Annotated in this window: 13 protein-coding genes; 7 read left to right on the forward strand and 6 right to left on the reverse strand. The window is 59.7% G+C overall.

Translation table 11 applies throughout. The features are described from left to right. From VL197_05190 to VL197_05210, 5 genes are all read left to right on the forward strand, one after another. A partial coding sequence (locus VL197_05190; protein ID HUJ17369.1) for an amino acid transporter occupies positions 1 to 713 on the forward strand: 713 nt, incomplete at its 5' end. Positions 714 to 803: 90 nt separating this feature from the next. Beyond that, the gene (locus VL197_05195) at positions 804 to 3875 is read left to right on the forward strand and encodes a GAF domain-containing protein (protein HUJ17370.1); all 3072 of its coding nucleotides are present in this window, start codon (positions 804 to 806) and stop codon (positions 3873 to 3875) included. 188 nt (positions 3876 to 4063) lie between these two features. Then, positions 4064 to 5836, forward strand: a complete 1773-nt coding sequence (locus VL197_05200; protein ID HUJ17371.1) for an ATP-binding protein — start codon at positions 4064 to 4066, stop codon at positions 5834 to 5836. Positions 5837 to 5938: 102 nt separating this feature from the next. Beyond that, positions 5939 to 6592, forward strand: coding sequence for an adenylate kinase (locus VL197_05205; GenBank protein ID HUJ17372.1), 654 nt, complete (start codon positions 5939 to 5941; stop codon positions 6590 to 6592). Between the two features lie 164 nt (positions 6593 to 6756). Further along, entirely contained in the window at positions 6757 to 7146 is a 390-nt protein-coding gene (locus VL197_05210) for a response regulator (protein ID HUJ17373.1), read from the forward strand. A gap of 257 nt (positions 7147 to 7403) precedes the next feature. Here VL197_05210 and hisF read toward each other — a convergent pair whose 3' ends face one another. From hisF to hisC, 5 genes are all read right to left on the reverse strand, one after another. Next, positions 7404 to 8261 (reverse strand): imidazole glycerol phosphate synthase subunit HisF, encoded by an 858-nt coding sequence (hisF, locus tag VL197_05215; GenBank protein ID HUJ17374.1) that lies wholly within the window; start codon positions 8259 to 8261, stop codon positions 7404 to 7406. Positions 8262 to 8420: 159 nt separating this feature from the next. Next, a complete protein-coding gene (gene hisA, locus VL197_05220) occupies positions 8421 to 9167 on the reverse strand; it encodes a 1-(5-phosphoribosyl)-5-[(5-phosphoribosylamino)methylideneamino]imidazole-4-carboxamide isomerase (protein ID HUJ17375.1) in 747 nt (248 codons plus the stop codon). Positions 9168 to 9309: 142 nt separating this feature from the next. After that, positions 9310 to 9927, reverse strand: a complete 618-nt coding sequence (gene hisH / locus VL197_05225; protein ID HUJ17376.1) for an imidazole glycerol phosphate synthase subunit HisH — start codon at positions 9925 to 9927, stop codon at positions 9310 to 9312. A gap of 94 nt (positions 9928 to 10021) precedes the next feature. Further along, entirely contained in the window at positions 10022 to 10612 is a 591-nt protein-coding gene (gene hisB, locus VL197_05230; protein ID HUJ17377.1) for an imidazoleglycerol-phosphate dehydratase HisB, read from the reverse strand. Positions 10613 to 10684: 72 nt separating this feature from the next. Further along, entirely contained in the window at positions 10685 to 11776 is a 1092-nt protein-coding gene (gene hisC / locus VL197_05235; protein ID HUJ17378.1) for a histidinol-phosphate transaminase, read from the reverse strand. Positions 11777 to 11822: 46 nt separating this feature from the next. Here hisC and VL197_05240 point away from each other — a divergent pair, with 46 nt between their 5' ends. After that, entirely contained in the window at positions 11823 to 13673 is a 1851-nt protein-coding gene (locus tag VL197_05240) for a DUF255 domain-containing protein (GenBank protein ID HUJ17379.1), read from the forward strand. Then, positions 13670 to 14065, forward strand: coding sequence for a (deoxy)nucleoside triphosphate pyrophosphohydrolase (locus VL197_05245; protein ID HUJ17380.1), 396 nt, complete (start codon positions 13670 to 13672; stop codon positions 14063 to 14065). Before VL197_05240 ends, VL197_05245 begins: the two co-directional genes overlap by 4 nt. 60 nt (positions 14066 to 14125) lie before the next feature. Here VL197_05245 and hisG read toward each other — a convergent pair whose 3' ends face one another. After that, positions 14126 to 15049: an ATP phosphoribosyltransferase gene (gene hisG / locus VL197_05250; protein HUJ17381.1), complete on the reverse strand. Its 924-nt coding sequence runs from the start codon at positions 15047 to 15049 to the stop codon at positions 14126 to 14128. Positions 15050 to 15112 lie beyond the last annotated feature (63 nt).

Genomic DNA, 15112 nt, shown 5'->3' on the forward strand with positions numbered 1-15112 from the left:
TCAATGGTCTCGGCATGACCCTTACCTTCTTCATTCTCGCATCCGTGACGGTGCTCAAATTCCACGAGGGAGGATGGATCACGCTGCTGCTTACCGGGGCTTTGGTCGTCATCGCCCTGCTCACGCAGCGCCACTACCGGAATACCTTCAAGATGCTCCACAGGCTCGACGAGCTCGTGAAGGTGGCCGAGGCCTCCTGCCCCATCAACCCGGAGAAAGCCCCCACCGAACAGGAGCAGAAGGTGAAATATGATCCCCAGGACAAGACGGCCATCCTGCTCGTGAACGGGTTCAACGGCCTGGGCCTCCATACCCTGTTCAGCATCATCCGTCTGTTCGGGGGGACCTTCAAGAACTTCGTGTTCATCCAGGTCGGCGTCGTGGACGCGGGCAACTTCAAGGGAACCGATGAAATGACCCATATGAAGGCCACGGTGAAGAAGGAGCTGGACCGCTACGTGCACTATATGCGGTGCCACGGTTATTACGCCGCCGGCTATTATTCCTTCGGCAACGACGTCGTCGATGAGATCGCACGGCTCGTCCCCGAGATCCTGGAGCGCTTCCCCAATGCCATCCTGTTCGGAGGACAGCTGGTGTTCCCGAAGACCGGCTTCCTATCCGGCGTGTTCCACAACTACACGATCTTCTCGGTGCAGAGGCGGTTCTACAGCCAGGGCCTGCCGGTCGTGGTCCTCCCGATCCGCGTCTGAAGCGTGCCGTGCCCGATCATCACCGCGAACAAGGCTGCGACCACTTTTTTCATTGACCCTCCTTCCTGCCTGGTATAGTATGAAAATCCTATGCTTCCCTGGCGGCTCCACACCAAGTTCCTGTTCCTGGTCCTCGGCAGCCTCGTCCTTTTCCTGGGCACCCTCTCCGTGTACCTCGTGAACCGGGAGGCCCGTCTCCTCCAGCGAAAGGCGGAGGAGAAGCAGCATCTGCTTGCCTTTACCATCTATTCCGATCTGCGGGAAAACATGATCCAGGGGACCCCGCGCAGCACGCTGAAGCTCATGGACAGTCTCCGCGGGACCTACGGGCTCGTTCAGCTCGAAGTGCTCAGAAAGGACGGCACTCCGGCCTTCGGGGTCAAGGGCAGGGACATCGCGCTCCCCCAGCTGGCGCAGGCGTTCGAGACGGGGTCGGAATTCTCGTTCCGGCACTATGAAGGTCAGCCGCTGCATACCATTCTCTATCCGTTGAAGAACGAACGGGTATGCAGCCCGTGCCACGGCAGCAGTCAGCCGGTCCTCGGCGTCCTTCTCGTGTCCCTGTCCTGGGAGGATTCGCTCCGGGAGATCGTCAACAGCAGGCGTACGCTCACCCTTTTGTTCGCGGCGCTCATCCTTGCGATCGGCGGCATTCTGTATTTCCTGGTCCGCAGGGTCGTGCTGCAGCCTCTCGCCATCCTGCATGACGGGGCCAGGCGGATCGGCAGGGGCGAGATGACGCACCGGATCAGCCTGGCGACTGGCGACGAGATGCAGGACCTGTCACGGTCCTTGAACGAAATGGCCGGCCGCCTCGAGGGATCCTACTCGGTGCTGGAACAGCGGATCCGCGAGCGGACTGCGGAAGTCGAAGAGCGGATGATCCGCCTCTACGAGTACAGCCGCGACATGGCCACGATCTCGCGGCTTTCCACCAGGGTTTTCAGCGTCGGGCAGCCCCTCGACGGGATGCTGGACCGTTTCATGTGGGCGGTATCGCGCGGGCTCGGGTATCGAAGATCGTTCCTCTGCCTGGTCGACCGCAGGCGGGCCTGGCTCGAAGTGAAGCGCGATTCGGGACTCGGAGAACTGCTGGGGATCACGAGCCGGCCGCTTTCCGGAGACGATCCTTTCGCCGCGCTCGTCCGCACGGGAAAAGAGCGGCTCATCGAGGACGGCTCACGGGACGAGGTCTTCGGCAGGCGCCAGGCTGGCGGCGAAGGCAGGGGAGAGCAACTCCTCATGGTGCCCATCCGGACCGGCGGTCAGGACAAATTCTGCTGGGAAGCGAACAACTGCATCCGCGCCGACTGCCCGGCATATAAGCGGGAGGATGAATCATGCTGGCTCGTCCCGGACACGAGTTGCGGCAATGATCTCATCGAGTCCTACGGTGACAAGCTGGCCTACTGCATGACCTGCAGCGTCTTCCCGGTTCTCGGCGTCCTGGTGGTCGCCGCGCGCGGGGGCAGGCCCTTCCGGCGAAGGGACATAAGCGTTCTCCGCATTCTGGCCGCTGATATGGGGGCGGCGCTCGAGAACCTCCGGCTCCATGACGACAACCGGCAGATGGTGAGGGAACTTCTCGAACTCCACAAGAGCACCGCTTCAGCGCTCGCCGAGCTCTCCCTGGAAAAGGCGCTCGAGACATTCACCGATGCGGCCCTGAAGTTCTCCGGTCTCGATGCCTGCAATTTCTGGCTTCTTTCCCAGGACCGTCTCGGCCTCGTCCATCGCGCGGGGGGGTGCCCCGGTCCCGGAGACCACGATGCGTGCCCAAAGAGCCTTCCGCTCGATCAGGGCGCCGTGGGACGGGCCTTCCGGGAAAACCGGATCATCACGGAGTATAATCTGCCCTTGCACGATACGACGGAGCTTGGCAGGACCGCCGGTGCACAGGGAATGCCCGCGCTGCTTGCCCTGCCGCTCAAGAGCGAGGGCCGGCCGATCGGCGTGTTCACCGTTCACAAGCGGAGCAGCACGCCATTCCTCGAGAGCGAGATCGCGGCTTTCATGCTGCTGGCCAACCATGCCGCCATGGCCATCAATGTCTGCCAGCTGAACGATGCATTGAAAGCGCAGAACCGGGAGCTGGCAAGCAGCGGCAGCCTGATGAGCGGGATCCTGGGGAGCATGACGAGCGGGATCATGCTGCTCGGCTACGATGGAAGCGTCAAGCTCATAAACGAGGCGGGCGCGGCGCTCCTGGGCAGCCGCCCCGGAGACCTGATCGACCAGCGGTTGGCCGATCTGTTCCCCGATGCCGAAGTGTTCCTGTCGGCGTCCCCGGGGCCCTATCAGGAAACGGAGATCAGGAGACGCGACGGCACGAGCCTCCCCATCGGCTTCACGGCCACGTCTTTCCAGGGAGGAGACAAGCGGGAAGGCACCATCGTGGCCTGGCGCGACCTGACAGAGATCAAGGCGCTCCAGGCAGCAGTGCTCAGCAAGGAACGGTTTGCGGCCGTGGGACAGGTGGTCGCGGGCGTGGCCCATGAGATCAGGAACCCGTTGTTCGGGATCAGCTCCATCGGCCAGATCTTCGAGCGGCAACTGACCAGTCCTGCGCACGTGGAACTGGCCCAAGCCCTTCTCTCGGAAACGAAGCGGCTCAACCAGCTCGTCGAGGAGCTCCTGATCTACGGCCGGCCGATCAAGCTGTCGCTCGTCGAATGTGACCTTGTTGATCTTTGGGAAGAGGTCATCGGTATGCACCGGGAAGAGCTTGTCCGGAAGGGAATTACCGTGCGGGGAGACCAGGACCGTCCGCACGCCCTTGCCTACGTGGACCCGCACCAGATCAGGCAGGTGATCCTGAACCTTCTCAGGAACGCCATCGACGCCTGCGCAACGGGCGGGACGATCAGTATCAGGTTTCTGCTGGAAGACCGGTTCATCATCTTTGTGCTGGCGGACTCGGGAGCGGGGATACCCGCAGAACATCTGGCCCGGGTATTCGATCTCTTCTTTACGACGAAAGCCCGGGGGACGGGCCTTGGGCTCGCGATCTGCAAGAAGATCGTCGAGGACCACGGCGGGTCGATATTCGTGGAGAGCCGGGACGGGAAGAATCCCGGGGAGCAACCGGGAACGACGGTGACCGTCAAGCTTCTCCACCGGGTGATTACCGGCAACCTCGGCACGACAGGCGCGAATTCCTGACGCTCCGGGAAGCAGGCAGAGCCCGAGCGTGTCGATGTCGTCCCCGGGGTGGAGCAAGGCGCGATGCAGGCAGCGTAACCCTCACCTCGCGCTCAACGGGGTCTGACCAGTTGAAGCGATGCGGGATGGTGTGACAGGAGGGCGCCAATGACGGCGCGGGAGTCTCTTTCTTCCGGAGGATGCGGAACATGATGACGCGGACCATAGCCAGTCTGAAGCGATTGAACCCCTGGCATTTCATCTGGGTGTCCGCCGTGATTTCCGAAATATTCACGGCGCTGCTCAATGTCGTCCAGAGCTATCTTTGGTTCGGCAGTGTATCCGGGGACCTGATGCTGATAGGCGCCATCGACGCGCTGTTCGTGCCGTTGATCGCGGCCCCCATTGCCATTTATTTTGTGAAGGAGACTCGTCTCCAGAAGGAAATCAACGCAGGGCTGGCGCGGGAAATTACGGAGCGCAGGCGCGCGGAAGAGGCGCTGGCGCGGAACGAAGCCCGGTACCGCGCCATGATCGACGCTTTTGACGGGTTCATCTATATCTGTTCTGCAGACTACCGGATCGAGTTCATGAACGACCGGCTCAAGGTGCGGACCGGTCGTGACGCCACCGGAGAGTCCTGCTTTACCGCGCTGCATGAGAGGGACTCGGTCTGCCCCTGGTGCGTCAACGAGAGGGTCCTCAAGGGAGAGACGGTCCGGTGGGAGGTGAAAAGTCCCAAGGATGACCGCTGGTACTTCATCACCAACACGCCCATCAGCAACGCTGATGGAACGGTATCCAAACAGGCCATGATCATTGACATCACGGAGCGCAAGATCATGGAAGAAGAGCTGCTGAACGCGCGAAAGCTCGAATCCGTCGGCATGCTGGCCGGCGGGATCGCCCATGATTTCAACAACCTGTTGTCGGGGATCCTGAGCAATATCGAGCTGGCAAAGATGCATTCAGTTCACCTGAACAAGGTCTATGAGCGGCTGGAGGAGGCGGAGCAGGCGACGATCATGGCAAAGGACCTGACCCAGCAGCTGCTGACGTTTGCGAAGGGAGGAGCTCCCGTCAAGAGGACCCTCGCACTGGGAGCACTCATCAGGGAATCGGCCCGGCTTGCCGTGCGGCGGAGAGAGATAAAATGCGAATGTTCGGTCCCGGAAGATTTGTGGCCCATTGACGCCGACGAAGGGCAAATGAATCAGGTCTTCAGCAACATGATCATGAATGCGGACCACGCCATGCCCGAGGGCGGCACGATCAGCGTTCTCTGCGAGAACCTGATGCTCGGCGAGTCCGATGTCCCTCCCCTGCCGGGAGGGAGCTACGTGAGGATTTCCATACGGGACCAGGGCATCGGCATCGCACAGGATTTTCTTTCCCGGATATTCGATCCTTACTTCACGACCAAGAACCGGGGGAGCGGTCTCGGCCTGGCGACGTCATACTCCATCATCAGCAAGCATCAGGGACATATTACCGTTGAGTCGGAACTGGGGAAGGGCACCGTCTTCCACATCTATCTTCCGGCTTCCGAGGCAAAGAACCGGAAAAGCGGGGAGGAACAGGAGTGGCTGACGCCCGGCGAGGGGCGCATCCTGGTCATGGATGACGACGACATCATTCGGGATGCGATCGAGAAGATCCTCCAGGCGCTGGGATACGAGGCGGTCCTCACCCGCGAGGGAAACGAGGCGCTCGCGGTCTACCGGGAGGAGCGGGAATCGGGGCGCGCCTTCGAAGCCATCATTCTGGATTTGACGGTGCCCGGCGGCATGGGCGGCAGGGAAACTGGTGAAAAGCTGCTCGCCCTCGATCCCGCAGCCAGGATCATCATCTCGAGCGGCTATTCAAGCGACCCCGTGATGGCAAACTACCGGAGCCACGGCTTTCACGGCGTGGTGGCAAAACCGTACCGGATCAAGGACCTGGGCGAGGTTCTGCACCAGGTCATCCAGGAAGAGCGGTAGCGTTCGCAGGTCGCATTTTTTCTTGATTTTTTCCCCTGTTCATACGATAATGTCCGACTTGAAACACCCATTCCAATTCATGCTGATGAGGAGGTTAGTTCCATGCGTATCATCTTATTAGGCGCTCCGGGCGCAGGCAAGGGAACGGTCGCGAAGCTTTTGACGGCGCTGGACGGCTCGGTTCAGATATCCACCGGCGACATCCTGCGCGGGGCGGTCAAGGCGGGAACGCCGCTCGGCAGGGAGGCGCAGGGCTACATGGACCGGGGCGACCTCGTCCCCGATTCCCTGATCATGGGCATCATGGAACAGCGGCTCCAGGAGAAGGACTGCCAGAAGGGGTTCCTGCTCGACGGATTCCCGCGCACGATCCCGCAGGCCGACGCGCTTGGCGAGCTGCTGAAGAAGATCAACATCAAGCTTGACCTCGTGGCGAGCATCGAAGTGCCGCGCGATGTGATCCTCGACCGTCTGACGACCCGCCGCACCTGCTCCAACCCCGCCTGCCAGGAGATCTACAACGTCAAGAGCAACCCGCCGGCCCCCGGCGACAAGTGCAAGAAGTGCGGCAGCCCCGTGGTCCAGCGCGCCGACGAGACCGTGGAGGCCATCAGCAAGCGGCTTGACGTGTACAACGAAAAGACCGCACCGCTCATCGGCTACTACGACAAGAAGGGCATGCTCCTGACGATCCGGGAGACGAGCAGCGACGGCGTGGTCAACGCGATCAAGAAGGGCATTGCTGCGAAGAAGTAGCGCCTCTCCGGCGCGGTCCTGAGCCGACAGGATCTTCAGCAGGCATTCGTTGCGTCACCCAGATTGGAATCAGACAGGCGGGATGAAGCCATCCCGCCTGCGTCATCTCGACGCCCGCCGGGATGCTAAACTTGGTTAAACGAGGTTGAAGGAATCGGATCATTATGTTTGGTTTTCCCGGCAAGTCGATACTCGTCGTCGATGATTCGGCGATCATGCGCATGTTCCTCGTCATGAACCTGAAGCGGATGGTGAAGGTGAATATCGTCGAGGCCGTGAACGGGCTGGATGCGCTGGTAAAATTGAAGAGCGGAACCTTCGATCTGCTCCTCACGGACATGAACATGCCCGGGATGGACGGCGCGCAGCTGGTCAGGCATGTGCGGATCGGCTTGAAAAGCGACATGCCCATCGTGATCATCACGACCAAAGGCGAGCGGGGGGACCGGGAGCGGGGGATGTCGATGGGCGCGAACAGTTATCTCACGAAACCGGTCAATCCCGCGGATTTGATCAAAACGGTGCTGAAGCATCTCGGAGGGTACCAGCTGTAGATAGGACGGCGCGGCAGCACGATGAACGGACGCGCTGGATCCTGAAGTCGGTATTCTTTCTGCCTAACCCAGACAAGCCGGATCAAAACCAGAAGCTAAAGGCGTCTCTCGCGGAGCACGCGGAGGACCCGGAGTTTAAAACCAAAACCCGAAAGTCTTTCATGGCGAATTATTTTTTGATTTTCTCTGCGAGCTCTGCGCCTCTGCGAGATATTTTCTTGCCGTTTTGTAAAGAATTTTATTTGTAAGTAACTACGTTACAATCTCACGGGCACTCCCCGCTCCTTTAAATAATCCTTTGCCTGCCTGATAGTATACTCCCGGAAGTGAAAGATCGATGCCGCGAGCGCGGCGTCCGCCTTGCCCGCGGTCAACCCCTGATAGATATGCTCCAGGTTCCCGACGCCGCCCGACGCGATGACCGGGACCGACACCGCCTCCGCGACGGCCCGCGTGAGTGAAAGGTCATAGCCGTTCTTCTGGCCGTCCTGGTCCATGCTCGTAAGCAGGATCTCGCCGGCTCCGTACTCCTCCATCATCCGCGCCCACGCAACCGCATCGATGCCCATGGGCTTTCTGCCGCCGTGGGTGTAGACCTCCCATTTACGTTCGGCGCCTGGAGTTTCGAGTTCTGAGTGTGAGAGGAAGAGCTGCCTGTATTTCGGATCGTCTGCCCACGCAAGCGGGGGCTTGAAGTCCCGGTCATGGGCAACGACCTGCTTTGCGTCGATGGCGACCACGATGCACTGGCTGCCGAAGCGCATGGAGGCCGCCTTGATGAACTCGGGGTCGTGGACCGCGGTGGTATTGATCGAGACCTTGTCGCAGCCGGCGAGGAGGAGGTTCCTGATGTCGTCGAGGGTCCTGATACCGCCGCCGACCGTGAGCGGCATGAAGACCTGCTCCGCGGTGCGGCGGACGATGTCGAGTATGATGCCGCGTTCCTCATGGGACGCCGTGATGTCCAGGAACGTGAGTTCGTCGGCGCCCTGCTCGTCGTAGACCTTCGCGATCTCAACCGGGTCGCCGGCATCTCGCAGGTTCACGAAGCTCACGCCCTTGACGACCCTTCCCGCCTTCACATCGAGGCAGGGTATGATTCGTTTTGTCAGCATGATGAGTTCTACTCCAGAAAAGTAAAATCCCGTTTCTCGCGGAGGCGCGGAGGACGCCGAGAACTGCAAGAACCTTTTCGAGCTTTCAACACAAAGGATTCTTGACGGTCTTCGCCTTGCTTTTCTCTGCGAGCTCTGCGTCTCTGCGAGAAAAAAGGTTTATCTCACGCACCGGTTATCGTTCATCTTGATGAAGAGGATCGCCTCCCGCAGGTCGAGCGAGCCGCTGTAGATGGCCTTGCCGGTGATCACCCCGCTCACGCCGGAATAGCGCACGGTCAGCAGGTTTTCGATGTCCTTCATCGTATGGACGCCGCCGGACGCGATGACCGGGATGTGGAGCGCTTTTGCCAGGGCCTGCGTGGCCTCGATGTTCGGACCCGAGAGCATGCCGTCCCGCCTGATGTCCGTGTAGATGATGGCGATGACCCCGTAGTCCTGCATCTTCTGCGCGAGTTCCACGGCTTTCACCTTCGTGACCTCCGCCCAGCCCTTGATCGCGACCAGGCCGTCCTTTGCATCGATCCCGACGATGATCCTGCCCGGGAATCTTTTGCAGGCATCCCGGACGAAGTCCGGATTTTCGATCGCGGCCGTGCCGAGGATGATCCGGTCGATCCCGATCGACACCAGGGTCTCGATAGTCGCGATATCGCGGATGCCGCCGCCGACCTCGATCGGCATCCTGACCGCGGAGCGGATGGCCTTGATCGCCTCGAGGTTCTTCGGAATGCCGGCGAATGCTCCGTTCAGGTCCACCACGTGCAGGATCTCGGCGCCCTGGGACTCCCAGTGCTTCGCCGTGGTCGCCGGGTCGTCGGAGTAGACCGTGGCCTTGTCCATGAGCCCCTGTTCGAGCCGGACGCACTTGCCTTCTTTCAGATCGATAGCCGGGATAATTAGCATGAAGACCTTTATTTACCACGGAGGCACGGAGGACACAGAGAAGAGCGAGAGACAATTCTATCTTATCCGTGAAAATCCGTGTTCATCCGTGGCGAAGAAGAGATTTGGTTCTCTCCGTGTCCCTGTGTCTCCGTGGTGGATGTTACGCCTTTTGCTCTCCGAAATGCTTCAGGATCGACAGCCCCAGCGCCTGGCTCTTCTCGGGATGGAACTGGACCGCGAAGATGTTGTCCTTCCAGACGCTGGACACGAAGTCGATGCCGTAGCCTGTCGTGGTCGCGATCACGGATTTGTCCTCGGGCACCACATGAAAGGAGTGGACGAAGTAGACGTAGCTGTTCTCGGGCACATCCGCGAGCGCCGGCGGACGCCGCTTGACCGTTATCGAGTTCCAGCCCATGTGAGGAATCTTGAGGTCGGAGAACTCCGGACCCTTGAAGCGGATGACCCGGCCCTTGATGATGTCCAGTCCCTTCGACAGCCCGAACTCCTCGCTCTCGGTAAAGAGCAGCTGCAGTCCCAGGCAGATGCCGAGGAAAGGCTTGCCGGAGCCGATGGATTTGAGGACAGCCTCGATCAGCCCGTACTCCTGCAGGTTGCGCATGCAGTCCGGGAAGGCGCCCACGCCGGGCAGGACGACCTTGGAGGCGCTCAGGATCGTCTTGGCATCGCTCGTGACCACTGCCTCGCGGCCCACGCGTTCGAAGCCCTTCTGGACGCTCCGCAGGTTACCCATTCCGTAATCGATGATCGCTATCATTGATAGACCTTAACCACAGAGGGCACCGAGGTGAGGCCGGCAAACAGCTGCTCTGTGAACTCCGTTAAACCTCCGAGTCCTCTGTGGTGAATAATTAAATTTTCCCCTTGGTCGAGAGCACGCCCCTGATCCGCGGATCGATGCTCGTCGCCTGATCGAGGGCGCGGCCGAAGGCCTTGAAAATGGCCTCGAGCATGTGGTGGACATCGCGGCCGTAGTGGAGGCGGACATGGAGGTTCATCCCTGCATGGTTCACCACGGACTGGAAGAAATCTTCCGCGAGCCCGGGGTCGAAGTCCTTCAGCTTGTATTTCTTCGGCAGTTCCACCTGGTAGGCGAGATAAGGCCTGCCGGAAAGGTCCATGACGACCTGCGCCAGTGTCTCGTCCATGGGAACCGTCACATCCCCGTAGCGGCGGATGCCGCGGCTCTCGCCGAGCGCCTTCTTGAGCGCCTGGCCGAAGGCGATGCCCAGATCTTCCACCGTATGATGATCGTCGATCTCCGTATCGCCCGTTGCCTTGACGGTCAGGTCGAAGAAGCCGTGTTTCGCGATATGCGAGAACATGTGGTCCATGAAAGGGACCGACGTCTTGATCTTGTATGCGCCGGTGCCGTCGAGGTCCAGCGATATCTTGATGTCCGTTTCCTTGGTTTTGCGTTCGATCGTCGCTCTGCGTTTCATAGAAAATCCTCTTTATTAACCACGGATGAACAGGGTAAAAAGAATAGCCACGGAGAGGTTCTCAATCTGCGCTCATCTGCGCAAATCTGCGGCCAAAATGGTTTTCAGTTTATTTAAAAACTCCCGATTCTCTTCCGGCGTGCCGATGGTCACGCGCAGGCAGTTTTTGAGCGGACCCGGCCTGTCCAAGTTCTTGACCAGTATTCCGGACCGCTTTAATTTCTTATGGATGGCCGTAGCGTCCGATTTGCTTCGTATCAGGATGAAGTTGGTCTCAGACGGGTAGGCAACGACCCCCGGCATACGCGAGAGTGCATTATAGAGCTTTTGACGCTCTGAAATCAACAGGCCTATCTGGCGGTCGATGACATCCCTGTGCTCCAGGGCCGCAACCGCGACCGCCTGGGACAGGCTGTTGATGTTGTAGGGCAACCGGATTTTGTTCAGCTCGTTTACGATCTCTTCGGACGCGGTCAATACGCCAATCCGGAGCCCGGCGAACCCGATCTTGGAGAGCGTCCGGAGAATGATCAGGTTCGGATACTTCTTCATCTGCGCCAGCCACGTCCTGCCCGAAAAACTGTAATAGGCTTCATCAATGACGACAGCGGCTCCGCTTCTCTCCATGATCGCTCGGACCGCCCTGTCAGAGAACCGGTTTCCCGTGGGATTGTTCGGGACGGCAAGGAAGATCAGCCTGGCCCGGCTCTTCTTCGCCGCCCGGATCATTGCGTCGGCGTCAAGGTCGAAGTTTTCATCCAGGGGGGCCGTGACGACGCCTTGTGCCAGTGCCCGCGAGGTGATGTCGTACATTGCGAAGGTCGGAACCGGGACCAGCACCGGACCGCCGAAAGCGAGGATAATGGTCTGGATCAGCTCATCGGACCCGTTGCCGAGGATCATCTGTTCCGGCTTCATACGCCAGAGCGACGCGATGGCCTTTTTCAGATCCTTTGCCGAAGGGTCGGGGTACAGGTTGATCCGCGCGTTTCCGGCAACAGCGGCGATCTGTTTCCGCACGGTATGCGGCAGAACGTAGGGGTTCTCCATCGCGTCGAGCTTGATTCGGACCGGCGTTTCATCCACGTGGTATGCTGCGAGCTTCCTGACCGCTGGCCTCACGAGCCTCAGGATATTGCCTGTTCTTGTCGATTTTGTGCTCATTTTCCGATAATATACAGTAAACATGCAGCAGGTACAAGGAGAAAAAATGGCGAAACGCCTGTTATCGCACGCCATTATGCTCGGGATCTTCATCATCGTGCTTGCTCATCAGACGTCCTTTGCCTCGGATTTCCGGTTCTCGCCAAGACCTAACACGGCTCATCTGGTCCAGTGGAGAACCTGGGGCAAGGAAGCACTGGGCGAAGCGCGGAACAGGAACAGGCCGATCCTGCTCTCCCTCAGCGCGGTCTGGTGCCACTGGTGCCACGTGATGGATGAGACAACGTACTCCGATGAGGCGGTTATTCGGTATATCAACGACCACTTCATACCCATCAGGGTCGATGCGGACCTGCGGCCCGACATCGACGGCCTGTACAACCAGGGAGGCTGGCCGAGCACGGTCTTCCTCACGCCTGAGGGCGAGGTGATCTCGGGCGGCAATTACATCCCTGTCGATGCAATGAGGACGCGCATGGAACAGGTGGTGGAGGTCTTCACGAATGACAAGGGGAGGATCTCGAAGAGGATCGAAGCCTTCCGGGAGAGGCGATCGTCGCCGGTATTCAGCGAAGGAGAATTCCGGAGCGCCGATGTCATCGACAATATCATCCAGAAAACGAAGAACTCCTTCGATGAAGAGCACGGCGGTTTCGGTTCAGGCCAGAAGTTCCCAAGCCCCCCGACGCTGGACCTGTTGCTTTCGATCTTCGTGAAGACCAACGATCGGGAAGTCAAAAAAGTAATGACAGCGACCCTGGATCACATGGCTGCGGGAGAGATCCATGACCGCGTAGAGGGCGGGTTCTTCCGGTATGCAACGGAGCCGGATTGGAGCAAGCCTCACTATGAGAAGATGCTCGACGTGAACGCCGGGCTCATCAGGAACTACGCGGATGCAGGGCGTGTCTTTGGCCGGGAGGATTACCGCCGCATCGCGGACCAGACCATTCGCTATGTCAGGGCCAGCCTCTTTGACCGGAGATCAGGGGCTTTCTATGGCAGTCAGGACGCCGATGAGGAATACTACCGGCGCCATGACCGGAAGGGCCTGAAAATTCCCGGGATAGACAGGACCGTATATGCTGATTCCTCTGCGCTTATGATCACCTCGCTAGCAGCGGCCTCGTCATCGACGGGGAATGGCGACTATCTGGCAATGGCGAAGCAGGGCGCTGACTTCCTGCTCGACAGGCTGTATTCCGTTGACCAGGGGGTCTTTCACTCGTACCATGACGGTCACCGGGCATTGTCCGGACAGCTTCTGGACAATGCTCTCGTCGGTTCCGCACTGCTCGACCTGTACGAACTGACCGCGGAAAAACGATATCGTGCGATTGCGACCGCGCTGGGAGTCCTGATCCTGCGGAAATTTTTCGATCCCAAGGCAGGGGCATTCAAACCGAACCTCGGGACGACGGGCGCGGAGCCGGTCACTGCAGGCATCATGGCGGACGTGAGCCGGCCGGCCGCCAATTACCGCGCCCTCCAGTTCCTCGGCAGGCTGCACCATCTGAACAGGGACAAAGAAATGAAGCTCGTGGTCGAAAAGGTTGCCGCGATCTTTTCCGGCGAATACAAGCGGTATCCTCCATACTCCGCGCTCTACGGCAACGCGGTCCTGTGGGTGAATGAAGACATCCCGGAGATCACCATCATGGCGGAGAAGCCACATTTCGGGCCCTACCTGAGGGCATTACAAGGGGTGTTTTTCCCGCTCAAGACTGTTCGGTATCTGTCGCTCTCCGATGATGAGCAGGAGATAAAGGCACTGGGATATCCTATGCAGGAAGCGGCCTATGTCTGCCGGGGAAAACGATGCTCTGCTCCCGTCAGGAAACCCGGGAGGCTCAAGGATGAGCTGGGGCTGGTCGTGCAGCAGGGGGGCGTACCGTGAAGAGCATTCACGTGGCCTGCGCGATCATAGAGCATGACGGAAGGGTACTCTGCACCCAGCGAAGCGAGATCATGAGCCTGCCCCTGAAATGGGAGTTCCCGGGCGGAAAGATCAAGGAAGGAGAAACGCCCGAGGAATGCCTCAAGCGGGAATTGCGCGAAGAACTGGATGTGGAGATCACTGTCGGCCGGGCGCTCACCCTGACGACTCATCGGTATCCGGAGTTCACGGTCACGCTCTATCCCTTCCTCTGCACGATCATCTCGGGAACGATCACGCTGCATGAGCACGCGGCGCTCGCCTGGATGCGCCCGGAGGAAATGCCTAAGCTGGACTGGGCTGAAGCGGACTGGCCGGTGATCGAGGAATACCGGAAAAGAAACCTGACATAGACGGGCGGCGACGGAAGAACTGAGAAGAAAAAAGGCGGCCGTTGGGGCCGCCTTTCTGATTTACGGGATGACTTTGTTCAGGGGATACTCGATGATCCCCGAGGCTCCCCGGCGCTTGAGCCGGGGGATGAGGTTCCGGGCCTGCTTCTCGTCAAGCATGACCTCGAGGCTCACCCACTCGGGGTCGGCCTGGTGGGAGATCGTCGGCGAGTGCATCGCCGGGAGGATGCCGCATATCTCCTTGAGCGCCTTCTTCGGCACGTTCATCTTGAGGCCGACCTTCTCCTCGGCAGCGAGCGCTCCCTGGAGCAGCATGGCCATGTTCTCGATCTTTTTCCGCTTCCAGGGATCCGCCCAGGCCTTCCTGTTCGCGATGAGCCGCGTGGTGGACTCGAGCATCGTCTCCACGATCCTGAGCTTGTTCGCCTTGAGCGAGCTGCCGGTCTCGGTCAGCTCCACGATGGCGTCGGCGAGCTTCGGCGGCTTCACTTCCGTGGCGCCCCAGGAGAACTCGATATCGGCGGTCACGCCCTTGGATTTGAGGTAGCGCTTCGTATACCCCACGAGCTCGGTGGCGATACGCTTGCCCTTCAGCTCCTTGATGGTCTTGATAGGCGAGTCCTCGGGCACGGCCACGACCCAGCGCACCGGGTTCAGCCCGCCTTTGGCGTAGCGCAGCTCGGCGACTTCGACAACGTCGGCGTTCTGCTCCAGGATCCAGTCCTTGCCGGTGAGGCCCACGTCGAAGATCCCGTTGTCCACGTACCGGGCCATCTCCTGGGCGCGGACCATGATGCATTCTATGTCCGCGTCGTCGATGCTCGGGTAGTAGCTCCGCGAGCTCACCTGGATGCGGTAGCCGGCCTTGCCGAAGAGCTTGAACGTCGATTCCTGGAGGCTCCCCTTGGGGAGGCCGAGCTTGAGCTTGGGAGCAACTGGCGCAACCACGGTTTTCGGTGATATTACTTTCGCTTTTTTCGGCATGCAATGCTCCTTCAACCGCTGCTAAAAAGTGACTTCATTTAACCACAGATGAACACGGTAAAG

It is taken from the genome of Nitrospirota bacterium (genome assembly GCA_035516965.1).
Taxonomy (GTDB): domain Bacteria; phylum Nitrospirota; class UBA9217; order UBA9217; family UBA9217; genus MHEA01.

Coding starts and splice junctions, on each gene's coding strand:
- VL197_05195 (HUJ17370.1), top strand. CDS start 804: ATGCTTCCCTGGCGGCTCCACACCAAGTTCCTGTTCCTGGTCCTCGGC.
- VL197_05200 (HUJ17371.1), top strand. CDS start 4,064: ATGATGACGCGGACCATAGCCAGTCTGAAGCGATTGAACCCCTGGCAT.
- VL197_05205 (HUJ17372.1), top strand. CDS start 5,939: ATGCGTATCATCTTATTAGGCGCTCCGGGCGCAGGCAAGGGAACGGTC.
- VL197_05210 (HUJ17373.1), top strand. CDS start 6,757: ATGTTTGGTTTTCCCGGCAAGTCGATACTCGTCGTCGATGATTCGGCG.
- hisF (HUJ17374.1), bottom strand. CDS start 8,261: ATGCTGACAAAACGAATCATACCCTGCCTCGATGTGAAGGCGGGAAGG.
- hisA (HUJ17375.1), bottom strand. CDS start 9,167: ATGCTAATTATCCCGGCTATCGATCTGAAAGAAGGCAAGTGCGTCCGG.
- hisH (HUJ17376.1), bottom strand. CDS start 9,927: ATGATAGCGATCATCGATTACGGAATGGGTAACCTGCGGAGCGTCCAG.
- hisB (HUJ17377.1), bottom strand. CDS start 10,612: ATGAAACGCAGAGCGACGATCGAACGCAAAACCAAGGAAACGGACATC.
- hisC (HUJ17378.1), bottom strand. CDS start 11,776: ATGAGCACAAAATCGACAAGAACAGGCAATATCCTGAGGCTCGTGAGG.
- VL197_05240 (HUJ17379.1), top strand. CDS start 11,823: ATGGCGAAACGCCTGTTATCGCACGCCATTATGCTCGGGATCTTCATC.
- hisG (HUJ17381.1), bottom strand. CDS start 15,049: ATGCCGAAAAAAGCGAAAGTAATATCACCGAAAACCGTGGTTGCGCCA.